The organism is Streptomyces cyaneochromogenes (assembly GCF_003963535.1).
In the GTDB taxonomy this organism is placed as follows: Bacteria; Actinomycetota; Actinomycetes; order Streptomycetales; family Streptomycetaceae; genus Streptomyces; species Streptomyces shaanxiensis.
In genome coordinates this window covers 2,203,879-2,224,430 of record NZ_CP034539.1, presented here as the reverse complement: position 1 = coordinate 2,224,430, position 20,552 = coordinate 2,203,879, and the positions used below count along the sequence as shown (strand labels likewise).

19 protein-coding genes are annotated in these 20,552 nt (G+C 71.3%); 7 read left to right on the top strand and 12 right to left on the bottom strand.

Translation table 11 applies throughout. The annotated features are described in order from the left end of the window. Positions 1–269: 269 nt before the first annotated feature. The 3 genes from EJ357_RS09805 to EJ357_RS09795 form a co-directional block, all read right to left on the bottom strand. Positions 270–1,367, bottom strand: coding sequence for a GNAT family N-acetyltransferase (locus EJ357_RS09805; protein ID WP_126390636.1), 1,098 nt, complete (start codon positions 1,365–1,367; stop codon positions 270–272). Position 1,368: 1 nt separating this feature from the next. Then, positions 1,369–1,689, bottom strand: coding sequence for a hypothetical protein (locus EJ357_RS09800; RefSeq protein WP_126390634.1), 321 nt, complete (start codon positions 1,687–1,689; stop codon positions 1,369–1,371). A gap of 292 nt (positions 1,690–1,981) precedes the next feature. Further along, positions 1,982–3,187, bottom strand: a complete 1,206-nt coding sequence (locus EJ357_RS09795; protein ID WP_126390632.1) for a S8 family peptidase — start codon at positions 3,185–3,187, stop codon at positions 1,982–1,984. Positions 3,188–3,502: 315 nt separating this feature from the next. On the opposite strand from EJ357_RS09795, the gene EJ357_RS09790 reads away from it, so the two are divergent. Further along, positions 3,503–4,312 carry an SGNH/GDSL hydrolase family protein gene (locus tag EJ357_RS09790; protein ID WP_126390630.1) on the top strand — a complete coding sequence of 270 codons (810 nt, stop codon included), beginning with the start codon at positions 3,503–3,505 and terminating at the stop codon, positions 4,310–4,312. Positions 4,313–4,316: 4 nt separating this feature from the next. Here EJ357_RS09790 and EJ357_RS09785 read toward each other — a convergent pair whose 3' ends face one another. From EJ357_RS09785 to EJ357_RS09770, 4 genes are all read right to left on the bottom strand, one after another. Further along, positions 4,317–5,939, bottom strand: coding sequence for a serine/threonine-protein kinase (locus EJ357_RS09785; RefSeq protein WP_126390628.1), 1,623 nt, complete (start codon positions 5,937–5,939; stop codon positions 4,317–4,319). Positions 5,940–6,002: 63 nt separating this feature from the next. Beyond that, positions 6,003–7,694 (bottom strand): HoxN/HupN/NixA family nickel/cobalt transporter, encoded by a 1,692-nt coding sequence (locus EJ357_RS09780; RefSeq protein WP_126390626.1) that lies wholly within the window; start codon positions 7,692–7,694, stop codon positions 6,003–6,005. Then, positions 7,691–9,328: a tetratricopeptide repeat protein gene (locus EJ357_RS09775; RefSeq protein ID WP_126390624.1), complete on the bottom strand. Its 1,638-nt coding sequence runs from the start codon at positions 9,326–9,328 to the stop codon at positions 7,691–7,693. Before EJ357_RS09775 ends, EJ357_RS09780 begins: the two co-directional genes overlap by 4 nt. Positions 9,329–9,433: 105 nt before the next feature. After that, positions 9,434–10,969, bottom strand: coding sequence for a DUF4331 domain-containing protein (locus EJ357_RS09770; protein WP_126390622.1), 1,536 nt, complete (start codon positions 10,967–10,969; stop codon positions 9,434–9,436). A gap of 230 nt (positions 10,970–11,199) precedes the next feature. Between EJ357_RS09770 and EJ357_RS09765 the strand changes: the two genes are divergently transcribed. The 3 genes from EJ357_RS09765 to EJ357_RS09755 all read left to right on the top strand — a co-directional run bounded on the left by EJ357_RS09765 (position 11,200) and on the right by EJ357_RS09755 (position 12,953). Then, positions 11,200–11,742 carry a sigma-70 family RNA polymerase sigma factor gene (locus EJ357_RS09765; RefSeq protein ID WP_126390620.1) on the top strand — a complete coding sequence of 181 codons (543 nt, stop codon included), beginning with the start codon at positions 11,200–11,202 and terminating at the stop codon, positions 11,740–11,742. Continuing rightward, positions 11,739–12,557: an anti-sigma factor gene (locus EJ357_RS09760; protein ID WP_126390618.1), complete on the top strand. Its 819-nt coding sequence runs from the start codon at positions 11,739–11,741 to the stop codon at positions 12,555–12,557. Before EJ357_RS09765 ends, EJ357_RS09760 begins: the two co-directional genes overlap by 4 nt. A gap of 126 nt (positions 12,558–12,683) precedes the next feature. Next, positions 12,684–12,953: a hypothetical protein gene (locus EJ357_RS09755; protein ID WP_126390616.1), complete on the top strand. Its 270-nt coding sequence runs from the start codon at positions 12,684–12,686 to the stop codon at positions 12,951–12,953. A 274-nt stretch (positions 12,954–13,227) separates the two neighbouring features. Here the strand turns inward: EJ357_RS09755 and EJ357_RS09750 are convergent, their stop codons facing one another. Then, the gene (locus tag EJ357_RS09750) at positions 13,228–14,010 is read right to left on the bottom strand and encodes an ABC transporter permease (RefSeq protein WP_126390614.1); all 783 of its coding nucleotides are present in this window, start codon (positions 14,008–14,010) and stop codon (positions 13,228–13,230) included. Further along, on the bottom strand, positions 14,007–14,951 hold the full coding sequence (locus EJ357_RS09745) for an ATP-binding cassette domain-containing protein (protein ID WP_126390612.1): 945 nt from the start codon (positions 14,949–14,951) through the stop codon (positions 14,007–14,009). Before EJ357_RS09745 ends, EJ357_RS09750 begins: the two co-directional genes overlap by 4 nt. 63 nt (positions 14,952–15,014) lie before the next feature. Here EJ357_RS09745 and EJ357_RS09740 point away from each other — a divergent pair, with 63 nt between their 5' ends. Then, positions 15,015–15,728 carry a TetR/AcrR family transcriptional regulator gene (locus EJ357_RS09740; RefSeq protein WP_126390610.1) on the top strand — a complete coding sequence of 238 codons (714 nt, stop codon included), beginning with the start codon at positions 15,015–15,017 and terminating at the stop codon, positions 15,726–15,728. Here EJ357_RS09740 and EJ357_RS09735 read toward each other — a convergent pair. The 3 genes from EJ357_RS09735 to hmgA are packed head-to-tail and all read right to left on the bottom strand — an operon-like array spanning position 15,725 to position 19,029. Further along, positions 15,725–16,873 carry a type ISP restriction/modification enzyme gene (locus EJ357_RS09735; RefSeq protein WP_126390608.1) on the bottom strand — a complete coding sequence of 383 codons (1,149 nt, stop codon included), beginning with the start codon at positions 16,871–16,873 and terminating at the stop codon, positions 15,725–15,727. The genes EJ357_RS09740 and EJ357_RS09735 overlap by 4 nt on opposite strands. Before the next feature lie 26 nt (positions 16,874–16,899). Beyond that, on the bottom strand, positions 16,900–17,649 hold the full coding sequence (locus EJ357_RS09730) for a GntR family transcriptional regulator (RefSeq protein ID WP_126390606.1): 750 nt from the start codon (positions 17,647–17,649) through the stop codon (positions 16,900–16,902). Between the two features lie 27 nt (positions 17,650–17,676). Then, positions 17,677–19,029, bottom strand: coding sequence for a homogentisate 1,2-dioxygenase (gene hmgA / locus EJ357_RS09725; RefSeq protein ID WP_126390604.1), 1,353 nt, complete (start codon positions 19,027–19,029; stop codon positions 17,677–17,679). A 171-nt stretch (positions 19,030–19,200) separates the two neighbouring features. Here hmgA and EJ357_RS09720 point away from each other — a divergent pair, with 171 nt between their 5' ends. Together EJ357_RS09720 and EJ357_RS09715 are read left to right on the top strand one after the other, a co-directional pair. After that, positions 19,201–19,821 carry a hypothetical protein gene (locus tag EJ357_RS09720; protein ID WP_126390602.1) on the top strand — a complete coding sequence of 207 codons (621 nt, stop codon included), beginning with the start codon at positions 19,201–19,203 and terminating at the stop codon, positions 19,819–19,821. Then, positions 19,818–20,432: a TetR/AcrR family transcriptional regulator gene (locus EJ357_RS09715; RefSeq protein ID WP_126390600.1), complete on the top strand. Its 615-nt coding sequence runs from the start codon at positions 19,818–19,820 to the stop codon at positions 20,430–20,432. The genes EJ357_RS09720 and EJ357_RS09715 overlap by 4 nt, the downstream gene beginning before the upstream one ends. The last annotated feature ends 120 nt before the right edge of the window (positions 20,433–20,552 follow it).

Below are 20,552 nucleotides of genomic sequence, written 5' to 3'. Positions count from 1 at the left end.
AGATCGGCAGCCGGTCGCGCGGCACGACTCAGCGACAAGTGCGGACACCTTCACCGAGCACCCCCCTACCGCGCCCCGCCCCGGGACCGTCGCGGCACTTGAGCCCTCCCCTAGAGCCGTTAGCCGACAGTCCGATGCGGGTGAGATGTACGACGGTATTGACGATTGAGCCTGTATGGCAAGAGCTGGAACGAGCTCTCACGTTTTTGTTGGTTTGACCGTAACCGGCCCGATTGCTGTAGTGGCAACCGGCCCGGCCGGGCCTGCCGTTACCGCCGTCCCGAGCGGATCTTCCCCATGCGTTTGAGGAGCCGGTCCGCCGGTGCGAACAGCTCCGGCCGGCTCTGCACGGTGTTGCGCAGCGCCCGGACCGGGGCACGGCGTGCCCGGTGTCCGAACGCGACCGGGTGACGCCGGGTCACCCACCCCTCCGACACCATCAGCTCGCGTGTCTTCAGGGAGTCCTTGTATTCCTTCTGGCCCCGGCCGAGATCCAGGTAGGCGATGCCGTCGGCGGCGGCCGCCTCGGCCATGCGCAGATGCAGGACCAGGCCCGGCGAGTACTTCGAGAACGCCGGGTCGTAGGCCGGGAACCAGCAGGCCAGCACCCGCTCGGAGCGCAGCCCGAAGTGCGCGGCGATCGGCCTGTCGCCCGCGTACAGCACCGACAGGATCCCCGCGAACGGCTCGGAGCGGGTGTGGAACAGCTGGTCCACGAGCCGGGTGATCCACTCGTGCGCGAACCGGTCGCTGCGCCCCGTCCTGCGGTACTGCGCGGACTTCCACGCCATCAGCGCGCGCAGAGCGGCCGGATCGCGCTCGTCGTGCACATACCGCACGCCGTCGTGGTCCCGGCCCAGCTTGCGCTCCTTGGCGAGCGTCGACTTCGTGAACTTCGGTGACTGCGCGCGGAGCTGGGCCAGATAGGCGTCGTATCCCTGGTCGACGTCCATGACCGGGGACGGATACCTGCCGGACGCCTCCGCCCCGAACGCCGCCTGGCCCTCCACCAGGTGGTCGAACTCCCAGACGGCGAGCCCGCAGGCCTTCAGCAGCTCCCTGGCGTCCCAGGTGAACCCGGGCCGGTGGACCACTCCCTGGGCGTCCGAGACACCGAGGCCGATGGCCCGGCCGACGCCGGCCGCCGTCCGCTGGAACGGGAAGTACGCGGCCGGCTCGCCGCCCTCCCGTACGACAGCGATCCGCACCCCGCGCCGGCAGCGGCCGATCGCGAGGGCGAACTCGGGGGAGAGGAAGGGGTTGCCCAGCTCGGGCGAACCCTGGAGATGGGCCTTGGACTGCATCGATGTCCACGCCGCCCGGTCGGCGGAGCTGAGCTCGCCGGGGCGGTACACGCTGATGTCCACGTCAGTCAGTCCGCCTTCGCGTCGTACGGCCGCGCAGCCGCCGCAGCAGAACCAGCAGGAGAACGAGGGCGCTGATCGCGGTCACGGCCACGATCCCGCCGCGTACCGACCACCGGTGCACGGCCAGCATGCCCTGGGTCACCAGCATGTTGACGACGACCGCGCCCGCAACCGAGGCGATGGCACGGCCGAAGGGTTCCAGCCCGCGCAGCGCGGCGGCGATCGCCCCGGCCGGTGCCGCGAGCAGGAAGAACAGGGTGAAGGGGCCGCGCAGCGGCGAGCCCGAGTCGACGAGCGCGAGGACCGCGCCGATTCCCCCCACGGCCGTTGCGGCACCCGCGAGCAGCGGCGTCAGGTCCCTCCCCGGTCCTGGTCGCGCTCGCTCGGTGTCCTGAGCCTCGGCTCTGGATGAAGCTGTCTTGATACGTAAGGTCTGCATTGGCGACTTTGCCCCCCGAAGCGCCGGATGCCGGGCTTCAATGTGGCTCAGCGCCGCGTCGGCCGTCAAGATGCGGTCGGACTCTTGACATCTGTTCGTGGCGCGCGGGAGCGCGGACGGACCCCGCAGGCGTGGGGCCTGCGGGGGCCGGTGGTTCAGATGGTGCGGGGGTGCGTCACGGGACGAGCTTCAGCAGGCGGTTCGGCGAGCCGCTGCCCGGGCTGGTGACCACGTTGGTGGTCGCGCCGGAGGTCAGGGCCGAGGCGACCGCGGCCGGGGTGGCCGAGGTGTGGCTCGCCAGGTAGACCGCGGCCGCGCCCGCGACGTGCGGGGTGGCCATCGACGTACCGGAGATGGTGTTCGTCGCGGTGTCGCTGGTGTACCAGCCCGCCGTGATCGAGGAGCCCGGCGCGAAGATGTCCAGGACCGAGCCGTAGTTGGAGTAGCTGGCGCGGGCGTCCGAGCTGGTGGTGGCGCCGACGGTGATCGCCTCGGTGACCCGGGCCGGGGAGTACGAGGAGGCGTTGGCGCTGCTGTTGCCGGCCGCTACCGCGTAGGTCACGCCGCTGGCGATGGAGTTGCGCACCGCCGTGTCCAGCGAGGCCGAGGCGCCGCCGCCGAGAGACATGTTGGCGACCGAGGGGCCGGAGTGGTTGTTGGTCACCCAGTCGATGCCCGCGATCACGCCCGCGGTGGTGCCGGAGCCCGAGTTGTCGAGCACACGGACCGCCACGATCTTCGCCTGTTTGGCGACGCCGTAGGTCGAGCCCGCGATGGTGGTGGCCACATGGGTGCCGTGGCCGTTGCCGTCGGAGGCGGTGGTGTCGCCGTCGACGGCGTCGTAGCCGTAGGTGGCCCGACCGCTGATCTGCTGGTGCGTGATGCGCACGCCGGTGTCGATGACGTACGCCGTCACGCCGCTGCCTGCGCTGTCCGGGTAGGTGTAGGTGCCGGAGAGCGGAAGGGCGGCCTGGTCGATGCGGTCCAGGCCCCAGGGGGCGTTGGACTGCGTGGCGTCCGCGTGGACGCGCTGGTTCTGCTCGACGGAGGCCACCGCGGGGTCGGCCGCGAGTCTCTTGGCCTCGGTCGCCGAGAGGGTGGCGGAGTAGCCGTTCAGTGCCTTGGTGAACGTCCTCTTCACCGTGCCGCCGTACTCCTCGACGACGTCCTTGCCCGCGGCCGAGGAGGCCTTGAGGCCCGCGCTCTTCTTGAGCGTGACGATGTAGCTGTCCTTGATCGCCGTGGCCGAACCGGCGGCCAGGACCTTGCCCTCGGCCGGGGCGGCCTGGGCGGGGAGAGCGGTGAGTCCGCCGACGAGGGCGGCGGTCGCCAGGCTGGTTATCGCGGCGAACCGGACCTTCTTGCTACGCAGTTGTGCCATTACGAGGGAGTCCTCCTCTAGGCGGCGCGAGCCCGGGTGGGGCGCGCGTCTGTGGGGGGTGCGCGCGTGATCGCGGGCACAGCCTGGAGCGTCGCGTTCCGCTCGGGGCTGATGTAAAGACTGGGCGGTCTACGGGGGTAGAACAAGGCGGTTGACGACCTGTCAACACACATGACATGTGCACGCAATCGGACGGGTGGTGAACGCCCGGAGTGGAGGTCGTGATGCCCGGAAAGGTCTTGGCATGGACACTTCCGGTCAACACGCGTAGTTGGTACGACGGTTAATGCAGAGATCCTGCTATAGGGAGGTTCCATGAGACGTTCCCGACTTTCCGCATACGTCGCCTCGCTCCTCCTCGCCGTCGGCACCGCCCTCACCGGGACCGGCGCCGCGCAGGCCTCCGAAACCGCCGCAATCGGCGGCTATGTGGCCCTCGGCGACTCCTACTCCTCCGGCCTCGGTGCGGGCAGCTACCTCGCCTCCAGCGGCGACTGCGCACGCAGCACGAAGGCGTATCCGTATCTGTGGGCCGCCGCGAACTCACCCTCGTCGTTCGACTTCACCGCCTGCGCGGGCGCTCGTACGAGTGATGTCACGGCCAGTCAGCTCGGCCCGCTCAGCCCCGCCACCGCCCTCGTGTCCATCTCGATCGGCGGCAACGACGCCGGGTTCTCGGACATCATGACGACCTGTGTGCTGCAGTCCGACAGCGCCTGCGTCTCCCGCATCAACACCGCCAAGGCGTACGTCGACTCGACGCTGCCCGGCCGGCTCGACACCGTCTACTCGGCCATTCGCACCAAGGCCCCGTCGGCCCATGTGGTCGTGCTCGGTTACCCCCGCTTCTACAAGCTGGGCGTGTCCGGGTGCCTCGGTCTGTCCGAGACCAAGCGCAGGGCGCTCAACGACGCGGCCGACTACATCGACGCCGCGACCGAGAAGCGCGCCCTCGACCACGGGTTCACCTTCGCCGACGTGCGTCCCACGTTCACCGGGCACGAGATCTGCTCCGGCAGCTCGTGGATGCACGCCGTGAACTGGCTCAACATCCCGGAGTCGTACCACCCGACGGCCGCGGGCCAGTCGGGTGGTTATCTGCCGGTGCTGGCCAGCGCGGCCTGACCCCTTACGAGCCCGGCGATCCGCTGGGCGATGGCGAGACCCCGCCCGTCGGGGTCTCCGTCACACAGGTCACCGAGAACGGCACCGAGTCGGACTTCGTCTCCACCGGGTCGCGCACCTCGACGCCGATCTCGTTCTCGAACGTCCCGCTGTCGTCGTACGTCGTCACGAACGCCTTGTCCTGCTTGGTCCGTTCGCCCCCCTCCGGGAACGACAGGGTCTTCCAGCCCTGGTCCATGACGTCGCCGTCCCGCGACACCCAGCGATAGGTGACCTCGGCCGGCAGCCGCCCCACCGTGAACGTCGCCGTGAAGGCGGGCGCCTCGCCGTTCGGCGGTGGACAGGACCCGGAGTACTCGAGGTTCGAGCCCGCCAACGTCACCTTCACGGACTGCGGGGCAGCGGAGGGCGTGTCACTGTCGCTCGGGCTCGGTGTCGGGCTCTGGCCCCCGCCCGAGGCGTTCTCGTCCTCGGTCTCGGCCGGTGAAGTCCCGCCGCCGGTCTGGCTGGTGGTCTCGTCGCCGCGCGCCTTGTCCCCGTCGCCCCCGCGGTTGAGGAGGGCGTACGTCAGCCCTGCCACGGCCAAGGCGAGTGCGGCGACGCCGGCGATCAGGACGACGGCGGCGCGGCGGTTGCGGTCGGGGCGGACGGGAGCCGTGGTGTCGGCGGGGGTGGCGGTGACGGGCCGGGTCGACGCGGGCGGTGGGACCGGGGCCGTCGGGGCGGTCTGCGACGGCGCCGGGAACGCCGCGACGGTGGGGGTGTACGGGGTCGCCTGCACGGCGTCCGCGCGTGGCGTGCCGCCCGCGCCGATGATCCGCAGGTCCTGCTCGGCCCGGTCGGCGGGCAGCCGCTCGGCCGGGTCCTTGCGCAGCAGCCCCTCGATGACGCCGGTGAGCGGACCGGCCCGGTGCGGCGGGGGCAGCTCGTCGTCGACGATCGCGCGCAGGGTGCTGAGCGGGGTGTTCTGGCGGAAGGGGGAGTTGCCCTCCACGGCCGCGTAGAGCAGCACGCCGAGCGACCACAGGTCCGACTCCGGGCCGGGCGTGCGGCCCAGTGCCCGCTCCGGGGCCAGGAACTCGGGGGAGCCGATGACCTCGCCGGTCATCGTCAGCGCGGAGCTGCCCTCGACCATGGCGATGCCGAAGTCGGTGAGCACGACCCGGCCGTCGTTCGACATCAGCACGTTGGCCGGCTTCACGTCCCGGTGCAGCACCCCGGCCTCGTGCGCGGCCCGCAGCGCGGACAGCACCTCGGCACCGATGTGCGCGGCGCGCTGCGGGCTCAGCGGGCCCTCGGCGTCCAGCAGCTCGGCCAGCGAGATGCCGCGGACCAGCTCCATCACGATCCAGGGCCGGCCGTCCTGCGTGGCCACGTCGTACACCGTGACGACATTGCGGTTGGCGACCCGCGCCGCCGCCCACGCCTCGCGCTCCAGCCGGGCGTACATCCGCTCGACCTCGGGCGCCGGCAGCCCGTGCGGCGCACGCACCTCCTTGACGGCGACCTCGCGGTACAGCACCTCGTCGCGCGCCCGCCACACGGTGCCCATGCCGCCCTCGCCGAGCGGGGACAGGAGGCGGTAGCGGCCCGCGATGACACGTTCACTGCCGTGTTCTTCGGACACGGGCGTCCCCCATTCGCATCCGTGCGAAATCTCCACTCCGTGTGATTTCTTCCCAAAAGTAGCTCAGCCGAGTGCGGATGCCGCCCCCTGGAACACCAATCCGGCCCCGAGCAGCACGACGAGGAGCGCCGAGCCCAGCGGAGCGGTCCTGCGCAGGAAGGTCGTGATCGGGTGGGTGGTCCAGCGGGGGCGTTTGTCCAGTACCCGTGTGACCCCGGTCCCCAGCTTGACGACCGCGAACCCGGCCGCGGTGAGGGTGAGGGCCAGCCCGACCCCGTACGCGACGACGAGCAGCAGCCCGAACCACGCCTTGCCGAGCGCCGCGGCGCCCACGAGCACGACGACCGCGGAAGGGCTGGGCACGAGGCCGCCGGCGAAGCCGAGGAGGATCGTGCCGCGGAGGGTCGGGGCGGTGGGGTGGGTGTGCGTGAAGCCGCCGTGGGTGTGGGTGAGCAGGCCGTGGGTGTGGCTGTGGGGGTGGGGGTGGGGGTGATCGTGCGTGTGGTCGTGCTCGTGGTGCTGATGGTCCTCGTGCGCGTGGACGTGGCCCTGTGCGGGTGCGTGGGTCTGCGCCGTGGCGTGGGTGTGGGCGGCGACCAGGACCGGTTGGTGCTCGCGGACCTCGTCGGTCTCGGTCTCGTGCTCGGTCTCGTGCCCGTGGGAGTGGTCGTGATCGTGGGTGTGTGAGTGGTCGTGCCCGTGCCCGTGCGGCTGGGTGTGCTTGCGGATGTGCCAGGCCCGGCGGACCAGCGTCACCCCCGCCAGCGTCACCAGGACTCCGCTCGCGATGCCCAGCCATGTGATGACCGACGGTGCCGCCGCCGAGCCCGCCGTGATCAGGAGGCCGAGGGCGACCACGCCCAGGGTGTGGGTGACCGTCACCGAGGCGGCCAGCGGCATGACGTCCTTGAGGCGTGCGTTGCCGCCGCGTGCCGTGGCGACCGCGGCCATGATCGTCTTGCCGTGGCCCGGGGCGAGCGCGTGCATCGCGCCGAGGAAGACCGCGATCACCAGGGCGAGGGCGGCGAAGCCGACGGTGAGGTCGTGGCGGGCGACCAGTCCGTCCAGGGCGCGCGTCCAGCGGTCGGCGCCTCGGGGCAGGACCGAGGAGGCGGGGGCGTCAGGCGCGGACTCGGCGAGGGCCGGTCCGCCGGGGCGCACGCGCAGCGACGCGGCCTTGGTGTCGGCCGGCGAGGAGAGCAACTCCTCGGGGTACTCGGTCAGTTCGCGGGAGACCGACTCCTTCGGCACGTCCGAGGCGGTGAGCGTCATACGGTCGCCGCGTGCCGTGATCTCCCGCCAGCCGGGGCCGGCCTGCGCGCCCGCGCCCCGGAAGCCGAGGGCGACCGTGGCGTCCTCGGGGAGCGGCGCCGTCAGCCGGCACTCCACACGGAGGGTGTCCAGACCCGCCTGACCTGGCCGCACGCGCGAGTGGCTGCTGTTCAGCGTCAGCTCGACCGTACGGCCGTCCACGGTGACCTCGCTGCCCTGCGCGGCGTTCTCGCAGCGCTGCCGGGCCCACTCCGTCATGCCCGCCTTCTCGATGTCCGGCTTCGCCTGCGTAGCCGGGATCTCGGCGAGGTCCTCGACATGGTGGACGCGCAGTTCGCCGGGGGCGGCGACGAGGCCGTCGTAGCGGTTGACGGTGAAGTTGCCGAGGGGGTGCGCGCTCGCGGGAGGGGAGGAGAACAGCGCGAGCGCGCAGGCCGCCGTGAGGACGGCGGCGCCGGAGGCGAACAGCCGACGGGGGGTCACTTGCCCGCCTCCAGGTTCTTGAGTGCCGTACGGGCTTCCCGGGCGCCCAGCGGCGAGAAGCCGGCGTTCAGCTTCAGCGCGGCCCGCAGGTGCTCGCGGGCGTCCTCGGCGTGGCCCGTGGCGCGCTCGATGACGCCGCGGTGGAAGAGGAACGCGGCGCTGCGGTAGCCGGTGGCCGTGGCCTTGCGGGTGTAGGGCAGGGCCTCCTCGTCCTTGCCGTTGGCGTGCAGTGCCCAGGCGAGGGCGTCCGCGGTGTGCACGGTCTGCCGACGGTCCCACTCGGCGCGGGCGGCGCGCAGGGCGGACGCCTTGTCGCCGTGGTCGGCGGCCGCGAGGGCGGTGTCGAGGTCGGCGTTGACGCCGTTGGCGCGGGCGAGGGCCGTCCAGGCGTCGACCAGGGCGTACTGGTCGACGGCCTCGGCCCGGTCGCCGGACGCCTCGTACAGCTCGCCGAGTGCGACGAGCGGGCCGGGGAGGGGGTAGCGGGAGACGACGTCCCGCAGGCCCTTGAGCGCGCCGGTCCTGTCGCCGCTCGCGGCCTGCGCACGGGCGCGGCCTTCGAGGGCGGGGACGTAGTTCTCGTCGGCGGCGAGGGCGCGGGCGTAGTGGGTGAGGGCGCTGTCGTAGTCGCCCTGGTTCCAGGCGAGTTGGCCGAGCTGGGTGGCGACGTACGCGATGTCGCCGGGGGTGACCGCGGAGGAGAGCGCCTGGTCCAGCACGCGTCGGGCCGTGCGGACGTCGCCGCGCAGCTCGTGGACATACGCGTAGCGCGTGAAGACCGGGATGCCCGGGCGGCGGTCGTCGGCCGTGTCGGCGGCCTTGGACGCGTCGGTGTAGCGGCCGAGTTCGACCAGGGCGTCGACGCGGGTGCACAGGGCGCGTTCGCTGTACGGGTTCACCTTCAGGGCCTGGTCGGCGTACTTCAGGGCGTCCTCGAAGTCGTGGCGGGCGGCCGCGAGGGCGGCGCGGCCGGCCAGGGCCTGGTCGTTGTCGGACTTCAGCGCGAGGGAGCGCTTGAAGGCCTGCTCGGCCTGCGGGTAGCGGGAGGGGTCGCCCTTGGTGCGGGCCTGTTCGACGTAGGCGAGGCCCAGAGTGGACCAGCCGACGAAGTCCCTCGGCTGATCGCGCAGGTGGGCCTGGAGGGAGGAGACGCCGGTGTCCAGGTCGCCGGTGGCGAGGAGGCCGGGTGCGACGGCGGCGGAGGCGGGGGCGATGCCGGTGGCCGGGTTGTCGCGTACGGCGTCGAGTGCGATGGAGCCGGCGGTGAAGGCGATGGCCAGCAGGGCGGTGCAGCCGGCGAGATGAAGAGCCCGCCGGCGTCGTCCCGCTGCCGCGGCGCGGCGTACGGCGGCGATGCGCTGGTCAGCGGATTCTTCGCCCCCGCCGCCCCTACCCTTCCCGTCCTCCAGGGGCTCCGCCCCTTCGACCCCGTCCAGGGGCTCTGCCCCTGGGCCCCGCTGGGGGCTGAGCCCCCGGACCCCGCTTCGGCAGAAGCGAAGCCCCTGCCGCCTCGCGCTGCTCACCCGCCGCATGGCGGCAACCCGCTCATCGGTCTCCGCGGCAGCGGCATCCGCACCGGCGGCCTGGCCGTGCTCCTCGTTCTGCGGTGCGTTGTCGTTCGTCCGCGGGGCCATGCCCTCTCCTCGATCGGGTTTGCAGGAACGGTCGTTGTCGCATACGGCGGCGCGGCCCGCGCCGTGGGGGATGAGTACTGCGCGGGCCGCGCCAGTCGACGGGGCCTAGTACGCCCGCTCCCGCGTCCGGCGCCACCAGGCCAGACCCGCGCCGATCAGCAGGACTCCGATCGCGCCGGCGCCCGCCGACCCGGCGATCAGGGTCGTGTTGTCGGTGCTGCCGGAGGCACCCGCCGGCTGCAGGGCGTCGCCGAGCTGGCTGCGCACGTCGGTCTCGCCGTCCGTGCCCTTGGCGAGCGGGCCGCGCGAACCCTCGGTCGGCAGGGCGACGTACGGGAAGGACTTCTCGAATTCCTTGTCGTTCTTGTCGACCGCGTCGCCCAAGTCGTTCTTGGCGCCCAGCAGTTCACCCTCGACGACCTGGAGCGAGGCGTCGATCACGTCGTCGGTGAGGCGACGGCCGTTCGGGAAGCCCGCGGTGTCACCGTCGAGGACACCGAGCCGCTTGGGTTCGGCGGCCGGCTTGATCGAGGTGTTCAGGCGCAGCATCTCCGCCGGGCGGACGTGGGGCGGCTGGTTGAGGTCCTTCACGCCCTTCAGGAAGACGTCGACCAGGTCGTTGCGCGGCTCCTTGGGTGCCGGGATCTTGTAGATCGCCTCGATGAGCTTCGGCAGCTCGGGGTTGGTGACGTTCTTCAGGAACTGGGCGTCGTCCCAGGGCGCGGACGCGTTGAACTTGTCCTTGTCCTTGAGCGGGTTGACGACCTCGTTGACCAGCGGGCTGCCCAGGCGCGAGACCTGCTCGAAGTAGCCCCTGGCGTTCTTGCGCTGCGTCGTCGACCAGATGCCCACGATCGGCTGGTCCGCCGACTCGGCGAGCATGTGTGTCGGGACCTGCAGGGCTATGGAGTTGACGTTGTAGCCCTTGAGCGTGTCGTTGCCGACCTCGGAGAGGTTCCCGCCGTACAGCAGGTCGAAGACGCGCAGGTCCAGGAAGAACGGGTCGTCGGCCTGCCCGGCGAACGACGTGGTGCCGCCGTGGAGCTCGTGGACGGCCTGCTCGCGCAGCTTCGCGTAGTCCGGCATGGACGCCTTGCCGACGTTCGACGGCGCCACCGGCACGTCGTTGGCGACCTTCGTCTTCGACACCAGCTTCTGGTTCTTGAGCTTGATCAGCTCGACGTCGTACGTCTGCGTGATGTTGAGGTCGGCGTCGTCGAGGCTCTCGACCGGGCCGGTGTTGTACAGGAACGTCTTCTTGTTCTTGATGTGCGTGTCGAAGGTGAAGCGGTAGAGCAGCTCGCCCTGCGCGTCACCGTTGTTGTCGATGTGGATGTCGTACTGCGCGTCCTCGGCGAACGTGAAGAAGTTCGGCCCGCCGGCCGGCTCCTCGAACGGGATCCAGTTCGCGATGATCGTCGTCGTGTCCGGCTTGTCCGGGCTGACGAACGCGTACACGTCCGTGTTGTCGTACTGCGGTGTCCCCGAGATCAGCGGGGCCTCCCGGTGGCTGGAGGCGGAGGCCGCCCCCGGTGCCAGCGCGGCGACGCCGGCGGCTGCGAGCCCCCCGGCGGCCAGCGCACCACATACGAGGGTCGCGAGGCCCTTGCGTCCCGCACCGCTCCTGGAAATAGGTGTCATGCCGTCCGTCCTCAGTGCCAACTTGCCTGACGAACCCGATTCGGAGCGGCCGCCAGGGTGGATTGGTCGAATCTCAAGCGTTCTTACGGCGGAACTGAAAAGTTGTTTCATCGGCGGACGACCCGCGTTTTCGGCGCGCTGATCCGTAACCCCATCCGGAGGTGGGTTCGTTGCGAATGCCTCGTGGGACTAGACGGCCGCGCTGCGGCCTGACTGGAGGGGGAGACGAGTTGGAGGCGGACGAGCTGCTGGTGCTCGTTGCGGGCGGTGACCAGAAGGCGTTCGAGGAGCTGTACGGACTGGTCTCCGGGCCGGTGTACGGGCTGGTGCGACGTGTGGTGCGCGATCCCGCCCAGTCCGAGGAGGTGGCGCAGGAGGTGTTGCTCGAACTGTGGCGGTCCGCCGCGAAGTTCGACCCGGGGCGGGGCAGCGCCCTGTCGTGGATCCTCACCCTCGCCCACCGTCGCGCCGTCGACCGGGTGCGCAGCGCCCGCGCGGCCGGCGAGCGCGAGCAGCGCGAGGCCCTGCGCGCGAACCAGCCGGCCTTCGACCATGTCGCAGAGGAGGTCGAGGCCGGCCTCGAACGCGAGTGGGTGCGCCGCTGCCTGGAACGCCTCACCGCGCTGCAGCGCCAGTCCGTCACCCTCGCCTACTACGAGGGCTACACCTACCGTGAAGTGGCCGAGCGGCTCTCCCTGCCGCTGGGCACGGTCAAGACCCGTATGCGCGACGGACTCACCCAGCTGCGCAAGTGTCTGGGAGGTGTCGCGTGAGCTTCGTCGACCGTCTGCTGCGGCGCGAGGACCTGCACTCGCTCGCCGCCCCCTACGCCCTCGACGCCCTGGAACCCGGTGAGCGGCTCCGCTTCGAGAAGCATCTGAAGACCTGTGACAGCTGTGCCGCCGAGGTGCGGGTCCTGTCCGAGGACGCCGTCCGCCTCGCCTGGTCGACGGCCGCCCCGGCGCCGACCGCGATGCGCAACCGGGTCCTGGCCGCCGTACGGACGACTCCGCAGGAGTCCACCGGGCGGGAACCGGCACACGCGCGTGCCACCCAACTGCCGCCGCATGTATGGGGGACCCAGCCGCCGCCGCGCACCCGGACGCGCGGGACGCGCCCGCTGCTCGTGCCGTTCGCCACGGCCACGGCCGCCGCGGCCCTCGTCGTCGCCTCCCTCTTCGCCGTCCAGGCCGGCCGCACGCAGGATCAGCTGGACGCCCAGCGGGACCGGGCGAGTGAGATCGCTAACGTTCTCGCGGCACCCGACGCCCGCGCGACCGCCGGCGAGGACGCGAAGGGCCGGACAATCGGAGTTGTCGCCTCCGTATCGGAGGGGCGTGCGATCGTCACTCTGAGCGGATATGGCGAGCTGTCGAGCGGCCGTGTGCATCAGCTCTGGCTCATGCGCCCGGATGTGCAGCCGCGCTCCCTAGGGCTTTTCGACGGCGACACGCCCTTGGTCGCGTCCGGTCTCGACAAGTCGGCGACGTCACTGGCTGTGACCGTCGAGCCGGACGGAGGCTCTCCGCAACCCACCAGCCAGCCCGTTGTCCAACTCGCCCTGAAATCGGTTGGATTCGGAGAGTAATCAAAGACGGGTTGTCAACACCCTTACGGGGAAGGTGAATCCTGTGACCGCGATACACGAGTGCCCCACCGGGGCGATAGGGTTAACCTGCCCGGGCCGGGTGGACTCGTACGGGTGGGGAGTGACATGGATCAGATAACAGTGCGCAGCAGGGCCAGGGTCCCTGCGATCACCTGCGGGAGCAGCGCGACGAGTTCGCGCCTCGACCGCCATCTCTCGGTGCTGGCGGGTCCCGCCGTGCCGCAGACGGAGGCGGCCGAAGCGACCTCGCTGATGCTTGAACTGACCACTCGTGACACCACGAAGTCGCGCAGCGACCGCGGTGCGCGGGTGCGACGCGTCTCGCTCTTCGCCCCGCTGCGTCGGCTCCGCCGCTCGCTGTTCGGCGGACGCTGACTCGTACCGGCGTTCCTCGAACGAATTCCAGGCCCGCGCCCGGCAGTTCCACCGTCTCCGGTGCTGTACCGCGCTGTCGTCGCCGTCATCCCCGCGGCGCGCGGCGTGGCTTCGGAGTGCCACCCGGGCGCGGGTGCGTCCCCCGCTTCACCCACCCGCTCATCGGCCCCGTCCCCGTACGTAACGGCTCTGCCGAGTACTGACGTTGACGGGGCCGTTGTCGTGCACGGGCATGCACGAGGATGGACGGGGCCGTCCTTGTCGGGCGCTGCCCTCAGCGCTCGCCGCGCGCGTACCTGCGCACCGCGAGCGGCACGAACACCGCGAGCAGCACCGCGCACCACGCCAGTGACCCGGCGACGGGGTGGGCGACCGGCCAGGCGGCGCCGTCCGGCACCGGGGCGTTGCCGAAGAGGTCCCGCAGGGCCATGGTGACCGCGCTGATCGGATTCCACTCGGCGAGGGTGCGCAGCCAGCCCGGCAGGCCCTCGGTCGGGATGTACGCGTTGGACAGCAGCGGCAGGATGAAGGTCGCCCCGCCGAGCTGACCGGCGGCCTCCTCGTTCCGGGTCAGCAGCCCCAGGAATATCCCGGCCCACGCCGTCGCGAACCGGAACAGCAGCAACAGCCCCAAGGCGCCCACCGCTTCGAGCGCGGACCCCTCGATCCGCCAGCCCACCGCGAGTCCGACCAGCAGGAACGGCACGGTCCCGACGGCCGTCACGACCAGGTCCGCACCCGCCTGTCCCAGCGGTACGGCGGCCCGGCTCATCGGCAGCGTCCGGAAGCGGTCCATCACGCCGCGGTGCGTGTCCTGGGCGGCCTGGAACATACCGGTCATGAGCCCGTTGGCCGCGGTCGCCACCAGCAGGCCGGGCACCAGGAAGGAGCGGTACTCCGCGCCAGGCATCGCCAGCGCGCTGCCGAAGACGTAGCCGAAGAACAGCAGCATCGTGATCGGCATGGTCTGGGTCAGGACGAGCAGCCCCGGGTTGTTCCGGATCCGCCGCAGTTGCCTGCCCAGCATCGCGTTGCCGTCGTGGGCCAGGGTGCTCATGCCGCACGCTCCTCTTCCTGGGTGAGTCGCAGGAACACGTCGTCGAGGGTCGGTGGTTCGATGCTCGCGTCGAGCAACGGCACGCCCGCGGCGTCGAGTTCGCGGACCAGGCGCGGGAGCGTGAGCGTGCCGTCCCGGGTGACCGCGCCGACGGCGCGCCGCTCGTGGTCGAACGACGGCTCGGCGCCGGTGAGTTGATCCAGTACGGCGGCGGTCTTCACCAGGAAGTCGGGGTCGGTGACGACGACCTCGACGCGCGCGCCGATGACCGCCTTGAACTGGGCCGGCGAACCCGTGTGCGCGACCCGCCCCTGGCCCATCAGGGCGATGTCGTCGGCGAGTTGGTCGGCCTCCTCCAGATACTGCGTGGTCAGCAGCACGGTCGTGCCGTCGGCGGTCAGCTCCCGTACGGCGTCCCAGATCCGGTTGCGGCTGGCGGGGTCCAGGCCGGTCGTGGGCTCGTCCAGGAACAGCACGTCGGGTCGGCGGACGAGGCTCGCCGCCAGGTCGAGGCGGCGTCGCATCCCGCCCGAGTACGTGGACGCCGGGCGGTCGGCGGCCTCGGTCAGGCCGAAGCGGTCCAGGAGCTCGCCGGCCCGCTCGGCCGGCCCGCGCACCCGGTGCAGCCGGGCGAACAGCTGGAGGTTCTGGCGGCCGGTGAGTTCGCCGTCGACCGAGGCGTACTGACCGGTGACGCCGATGCGGCGGCGGACGGCGGCCGGGTCCCGCAGCAGGTCGTGTCCGGCGATGCGGGCCGAGCCGGCGTCCGGGCGCAGGAGCGTCGTGAGGAGCCTGAGGGCCGTGGTCTTGCCCGCGCCGTTGGGCCCGAGGAGACCGCAGACGGTGCCCTGCGGGACGGCCAGATCGAGCCCGCGCAGGGCATGGACCTCGCCGAAGCGCTTCTCCAGACCTTCACTAAGTACAGCGTACGTAGAAGTCATGTCTCGACCATAGCGCACTACGTACGCTGTACGTAACTAGGATGGAGGTCGAGGTGATGATCGATGGCGGGCAAGACGGCCGAACCCGGGGTGATCTGGGCGCGACCCGAGCGGACGGGGCGTGGGCCGAAACCGGCGTTCACCAGGGCCGACATCGCGGCGGCCGCGGTGCGGGTCGCCGACGCGCAGGGTCTGGACGCGGTGTCGATGCGGCACGTGGCCGGTGAACTGGGGTGCGGCACGATGTCGCTGTACAACTACGTGCCCCGCAAGGAGGACCTGTACGAGTTGATGGTGGACGCCGTCAGCGCGGAGCACGAGCTGTGGGAGCCGAGCGGGGACTGGCGGGCGGACATGCGCCGGGTCGCCGGGCAGACGCGGGCGCTGATGCACCGGCACCCGTGGATGCCGCGGCTGATGTCACCGATCTACGGCTTCTCCCCGAACGCCCTGCGGTATCTGGAGCACTGTCTGGCGTGCCTGGATCCGCTGGAGGCCGCGTACGGCATGAAGATGCAGCTGGTCGGGATGCTGAACGGGTGCGTCACGTCGTACGTGGCGACGGAGCTGGCCGCCGCCGAGCGGACACGGTCGTTGCCGTGGTCGGCGGAGGAGGAGAACGCGGTGCGGATCGCCTATCTGGGGAGTCAGGTGGCCACGGGGGCCTATCCGCGGCTGGCCGCGTCGTTCGCGGAGGATCAGGGGCCGATCGATCTGGACGGGGCGTTCGAGATGATGCTCGGCCGACTGCTCGACGCCTTCGATCCCAGGAACTAGATCAGCGCGAACTGGCCTTCCGGGCCTTCCTCGTGGTGATCGAGGACCGATGCCGGGCGGCGTGCCGCCTCCGGTGCCGGCAGTACGCCTGCCTCGTGCAGCTCCGTCGCCGTGATCGGCGCCTTGACCGTCAACTCCTCCCGCTGCGGGCGCAGTTCAGCCAGCAGCGCCAGGACCGTGATCAGCTCCAGCAGCTCCGACGTCCATGCCTGTGGCCACGTCGCCGGGCGGATCGCCGCCAGTGTGCCCGGTTCCGGGGTGGCGGTGCGGGTCGTGAACCAGTGCTCCAGGACCCGCACTCCGCCCGTCTCGAAGTCCCATGCCTCCGGCGGCACCGGGGAGATGCGGCCCTCGTCCAGCTCCAGGGTCTCCTCGTCGCGGTCGTAGTGCAGGTTGAGGGGGCGGGAGGGGAGCGGAGCCCGGACGTACGGGCGGCGGCCGCCCGGCAGCTTGGGGCGTTCGCCGTTGCGGCGCATCAGCCAGAGCAGGCGGTGGCCCAACTCGACGCCCCGCGTCCAGAGTTCGGGGTCCTCCGTGAGGGGGACGGTGAGATCGGGGCGGGCGGCGGCCAGGATCCAGGCCAGGAGGTCCGCGGGTGCGGGGGAGTGGCCCAGCCGGGAGGTCAGGTGTCGCAGCAGGCCCGGGGCGAGATTGGGCTCCTCGCCGGCGGGGCGGCGGTAGAGGGGGCGGACGCGGCCCGGGCGGAGCAGGGGGAGCAGGGAGGTCGCCAGCAGGGCGGAGTCGGGTGTCTCCAGCACGAAGATCTGGTGCTCGTCCGCCACCCGCCACAGCTCCGGACGCGCCGCGTCGATCAGGCGGTGGTCGGGGATCAACCACTGTTCGTCGAACGGGGCGCACAGGACGCGCACCGGCTCGGGGCAGGGGCCCGAGGCGCGGAGCAGTCTCTCCGTGCCGGTCGACCGGCCGGGCAGCTGCCCGACCGCCGAGTGCAGGGTGCGAGAGCGCGTCGGCTCCAGCAGGGCCTCCCGGTCCGGGCCCTCGGCCTGCACGAAGGCGTCCCAGCGGGCTTTCAGGGATGCCGCGTCGGGGCCCGTCGGCCACCCCCGGCCGAGCCGCGGCGGTGCGACGGACCACGGCATGAGGTCCGCCAGCGGCGGAGCGTCGTCGTGCGTCACGCTGGGCATCGTACGACCTGTCACCGACGGTGAAGTCATGTGGCTTCCAGGGTCACCGTGAAGGAGAAGCGGTCGCCCCGGTAGTGGATGACCGCGGCGTCCAGCACGCGGCCCTGCTCGTCGTACGTCACACCTGTGTAGTGCAGGATCGGGCTCAGCAGCGGGACTTGGAGCAGTCGCGCCGTCTCCGGGTCGGCCAGTCGCGCCTCCACGGTGTCCGTGATGCGGCTGATGTCCGCCCCGACGACGTCCCGCAGCACCTTGGTCATCGGCCAGCGGACCAGGTCGTCGGGGTCGATGCGCGCGGCCAGTTCGGGGCGGACGTAGTTGCGGGCGTGGTTGGTCGGCTCGCCCGTCTTCTCGTCGCCGCGCAGGCGGTGGTACGTCGCCACCTCGTCGATGTCCGGGAAGTACTCGGCGAGTTCGGCCGGCACCGGAGCCCTGCCGTGGTCCAGCAGCTCGGTCGCCATGCCGGACTGCTGGGCCACGATCGCGTCCACCGAGCCGAGCAGCCGAACGGGGGCACCCCGGCGGGCGTCCGGCTCGATGAACGTGCCGCGTCTGCGGTGGCGGGTGATCAGCCCCTCGTCCTCCAGCTCCTTCAGCGCCTGCCGCATGGTCAGCACGCTCACGCCGTAGTGCTCGGCCAGCTGCTCCTCGGTGGGCAGGCGCAGCGGGTCCTGCGGGCGGCGGCCCAGTATCGAGGCGCGCAGCGACTGCGACACCTGGTACCAGAGCGGCAGCTTGCGGTTCAGGACGATCGAGTCCGGGGCGAAGGAGGTCACGGGGCCATCCGTACCGGTGGGGGATCTTTACCGCAAGGGGCGGAAGTGGCGCTCCAGCCCCTGCCAGACGTCGTCGTAGCGCTGTTGGAGGTGCTCCGCCCCCGCCGCCTGCGGGGTGAGCGTCACCGGCCAGCGCGTCTCGAACATGAAGGCCAGGCCGTCGTCGACCCGCTGCGGCTTCAGCTCGGCGGCGCTCGCGCGGTCGAACGTCTCCCGGTCCGGGCCGTGCGCCGACATCATGTTGTGCAGCGAGCCGCCGCCCGGCACAAAGCCCTCCGCCTTGGCGTCGTAGGCGCCCTCGACGAGGCCCATGTACTCGCTCATCACGTTCCGGTGGAAGTACGGCGGCCGGAAGGTGTCCTCGCCCACCAGCCAGCGCGGGGCGAACACGACGAAGTCGACGCCCGCGAGGCCCGGGGTGTCCGACGGGGACGTCAGCACCGTGAAGATCGACGGGTCGGGGTGGTCGTACGAGATGGTGCCGATCACATTGAACCGGCGCAGGTCGTAGACGTACGGCACATGGTTGCCGTGCCAGGCGACCACGTCGAGCGGCGAGTGGCCGTAGGTGGCGGTCCACAGGTTGCCGCAGAACTTGTTCACCACCTCCACCGGGCCCTCGACGTCCTCGTACGCCGCCACCGGTGCCATGAAGTCGCGGGCGTTCGCCAGGCCGTTGGCGCCGATCGGGCCGAGGTCGGGGAGGTGGAAGGGGGCCCCATAGTTCTCGCACACATAACCGCGCGCGGAAGCATCCAGCAGCTCCACACGGAAGCGCACCCCACGGGGGATCAGCGCCACATGTCCCGGCTCCACATGCAGCAGGCCGAACTCCGTGCGCAGCAGCAGTCCGCCGAGTTCCGGCACGATCAGCAGCTCGCCGTCGGCGTCGCTGAAGACGCGGTCCATCGAGGAGTTGGCGTGGTAGAGGTGCACGGCCATGCCGGTGCGCTGGGTCGCGTCGCCGTTGCCGCCCAGGGTCCACAGGCCGGCGAGGAAGTCGGTGCCGGGCGACGGCTCGGGCAGCGGGTTCCAGCGCAGTCGGTTCGGGTCCGGCACCGAATCCGTGAAGGGGGCCGTACGGATCGCGCCGTTGTCCGTGCGCGTGAATGCCGGATGCGCCGCCGACGGGCGGATGCGGTACAGCCACGAGCGGCGGTTGTGCGCCCTCGGCTCGGTGAACGCCGTCCCGCTCAGCTGCTCCGCGTACAGGCCCAGCGGGGCACGCTGGGGTGAGTTGCGGCCCTCCGGGAGGGCGCCCGGCACCGCCTCCGAGCTGTGCTCGTTGCCGAAACCGGAGAGGTAGGTCAGCCCTTCCGCGGTCTTCCGCGCTCCCTCACGCTCGAACACGCTCGCGCGGGAGGTACCCCCATCGCTCATGATCGCTCCCTCGAGATCTGATTCCTATGTAACACCGTAGGATTGCGGTTTCGCGGGCGCAAGAGAAGCGCGGAAGATCGGCCGGTCATCCCCTGGAGGTACGACCGGATACGGACGCCAACCAGACTTCAGGGGGATTCAGCTGTCGGAAGGGTGTTCTAGTCTCCGGATATGTCATGGACGCGGACCTTTCTCGCCGCGCTCGGGGTCTGTGTCCTGCTGCTGACCGGAACCTCGGGCTGCGACTCCGATGCTGCGCGGGAAGAGGGGGAGAACGGGGTGTCGTCCTCTCCCGTGGGCAAGGTCCTCGACGACACCGACGGCGAGGGGCGGCACCTGCGTGAGGTGGACGAGGACGACGCCCCCGAGGTCGGCATCGAGGTGCAGCCGGACCCGGAGGGCGACGGCGCCTGGGACGTACGGCTGACCCTGCGCGACTTCCGCTTCTCGGCCGCCGGGGCGCAGACGCGCGCGGTGGCCGGCCGGGGGCTGGCTCACCTCTACGTGGACGACCGGCTCGTCACCAGGCTGCGCAACCCCGAGTACCGCCTCGCTTCCGGCCTCGTCCCACGCGGCACGCACCAGGTCACCGTCCGGCTGTACGCCGACGACGGCACGGTCTGGGCGGTGGACGGCGACCCCGTCGAGAGCACGGCCGCCCTCACGGCGTCGGCGGCGGAGACGACCGCGCCCCCGACGGCGGATCCGTCCGGCCCGGCAGTGAGTGCGCCGGGCGTCCGCTCCCGTACTGGGGGGCGAGGTTCACCGGACCGAGCCGGAAAGGCATCATGAAGACCGTGCCTCACCCCGCATCGCTTCGTCGGGCGCCCGTGCAGCGGCGCAGTGCCGAACGGCTCACCCGGATCCTCGACGCCTGCGCCGACCTCCTCGACGAGGTCGGTTACGACGACCTGAGCACCCGGGCCGTCGCCCAGCGTGCCGGCGTCCCCATCGGCTCCGTCTACCGCTTCTTCGGCAACAAGCGGCAGATGGCCGACGCCCTCGCCCAGCGCAACCTCGAGCGCTACACCGCCCGTGTCACCGACCGCCTCAAGGAGACCGGCGAGGGAGGCTGGCGCGCGGCCATGGACGTCGTGCTCGACGAGTACCTCGCCATGAAGCGCACCGCGCCCGGCTTCTCGCTCGTCGATTTCGGCAACCAGATCCCGGTCGGCACCCGCAGCGAACCCAACCACCGGGTCGCCGACCGGCTGACCGAGCTGCTCTCGGGCTACCTCGGCCGCGAGCCGGACGACGATCTGCGCCGCATCTTCCTCATCGCCGTCGAGACCGCCGACACCCTGGTCCACCTGGCCTTCCGGATGGCACCGGAGGGTGACGAGCGGATCATCGAGGAGGCGCGGGAGATGCTGCGGGCGTATCTGGCGCGCGTGCTGGACTGACCGTCCCGGGCCGGAGGCTCGCGAATTTCCGACCTTGTCCCCGGCTGGGACTCCCCTCCCTGCATACCGGTCGGTATGCTCGCCCTGAGTCCGCGCGTCATCGTCGCCGCCCCTCAGGAG

What these genes read in the sequence shown, in the direction of transcription:
- EJ357_RS09795 (WP_126390632.1), bottom strand. Translation starts at nt 3,187, where the DNA reads ATGGCACAACTGCGTAGCAAGAAGGTCCGGTTCGCCGCGATAACCAGC.
- EJ357_RS09750 (WP_126390614.1), bottom strand. Translation starts at nt 14,010, where the DNA reads ATGAGCACCCTGGCCCACGACGGCAACGCGATGCTGGGCAGGCAACTG.
- EJ357_RS09770 (WP_126390622.1), bottom strand. Translation starts at nt 10,969, where the DNA reads ATGACACCTATTTCCAGGAGCGGTGCGGGACGCAAGGGCCTCGCGACC.
- EJ357_RS09735 (WP_126390608.1), bottom strand. Translation starts at nt 16,873, where the DNA reads ATGCCCAGCGTGACGCACGACGACGCTCCGCCGCTGGCGGACCTCATG.
- EJ357_RS09720 (WP_126390602.1), top strand. Translation starts at nt 19,201, where the DNA reads ATGTCATGGACGCGGACCTTTCTCGCCGCGCTCGGGGTCTGTGTCCTG.
- EJ357_RS09755 (WP_126390616.1), top strand. Translation starts at nt 12,684, where the DNA reads ATGGATCAGATAACAGTGCGCAGCAGGGCCAGGGTCCCTGCGATCACC.
- EJ357_RS09740 (WP_126390610.1), top strand. Translation starts at nt 15,015, where the DNA reads ATGGCGGGCAAGACGGCCGAACCCGGGGTGATCTGGGCGCGACCCGAG.
- EJ357_RS09790 (WP_126390630.1), top strand. Translation starts at nt 3,503, where the DNA reads ATGAGACGTTCCCGACTTTCCGCATACGTCGCCTCGCTCCTCCTCGCC.
- EJ357_RS09775 (WP_126390624.1), bottom strand. Translation starts at nt 9,328, where the DNA reads ATGGCCCCGCGGACGAACGACAACGCACCGCAGAACGAGGAGCACGGC.
- EJ357_RS09745 (WP_126390612.1), bottom strand. Translation starts at nt 14,951, where the DNA reads ATGACTTCTACGTACGCTGTACTTAGTGAAGGTCTGGAGAAGCGCTTC.
- hmgA (WP_126390604.1), bottom strand. Translation starts at nt 19,029, where the DNA reads ATGAGCGATGGGGGTACCTCCCGCGCGAGCGTGTTCGAGCGTGAGGGA.
- EJ357_RS09715 (WP_126390600.1), top strand. Translation starts at nt 19,818, where the DNA reads ATGAAGACCGTGCCTCACCCCGCATCGCTTCGTCGGGCGCCCGTGCAG.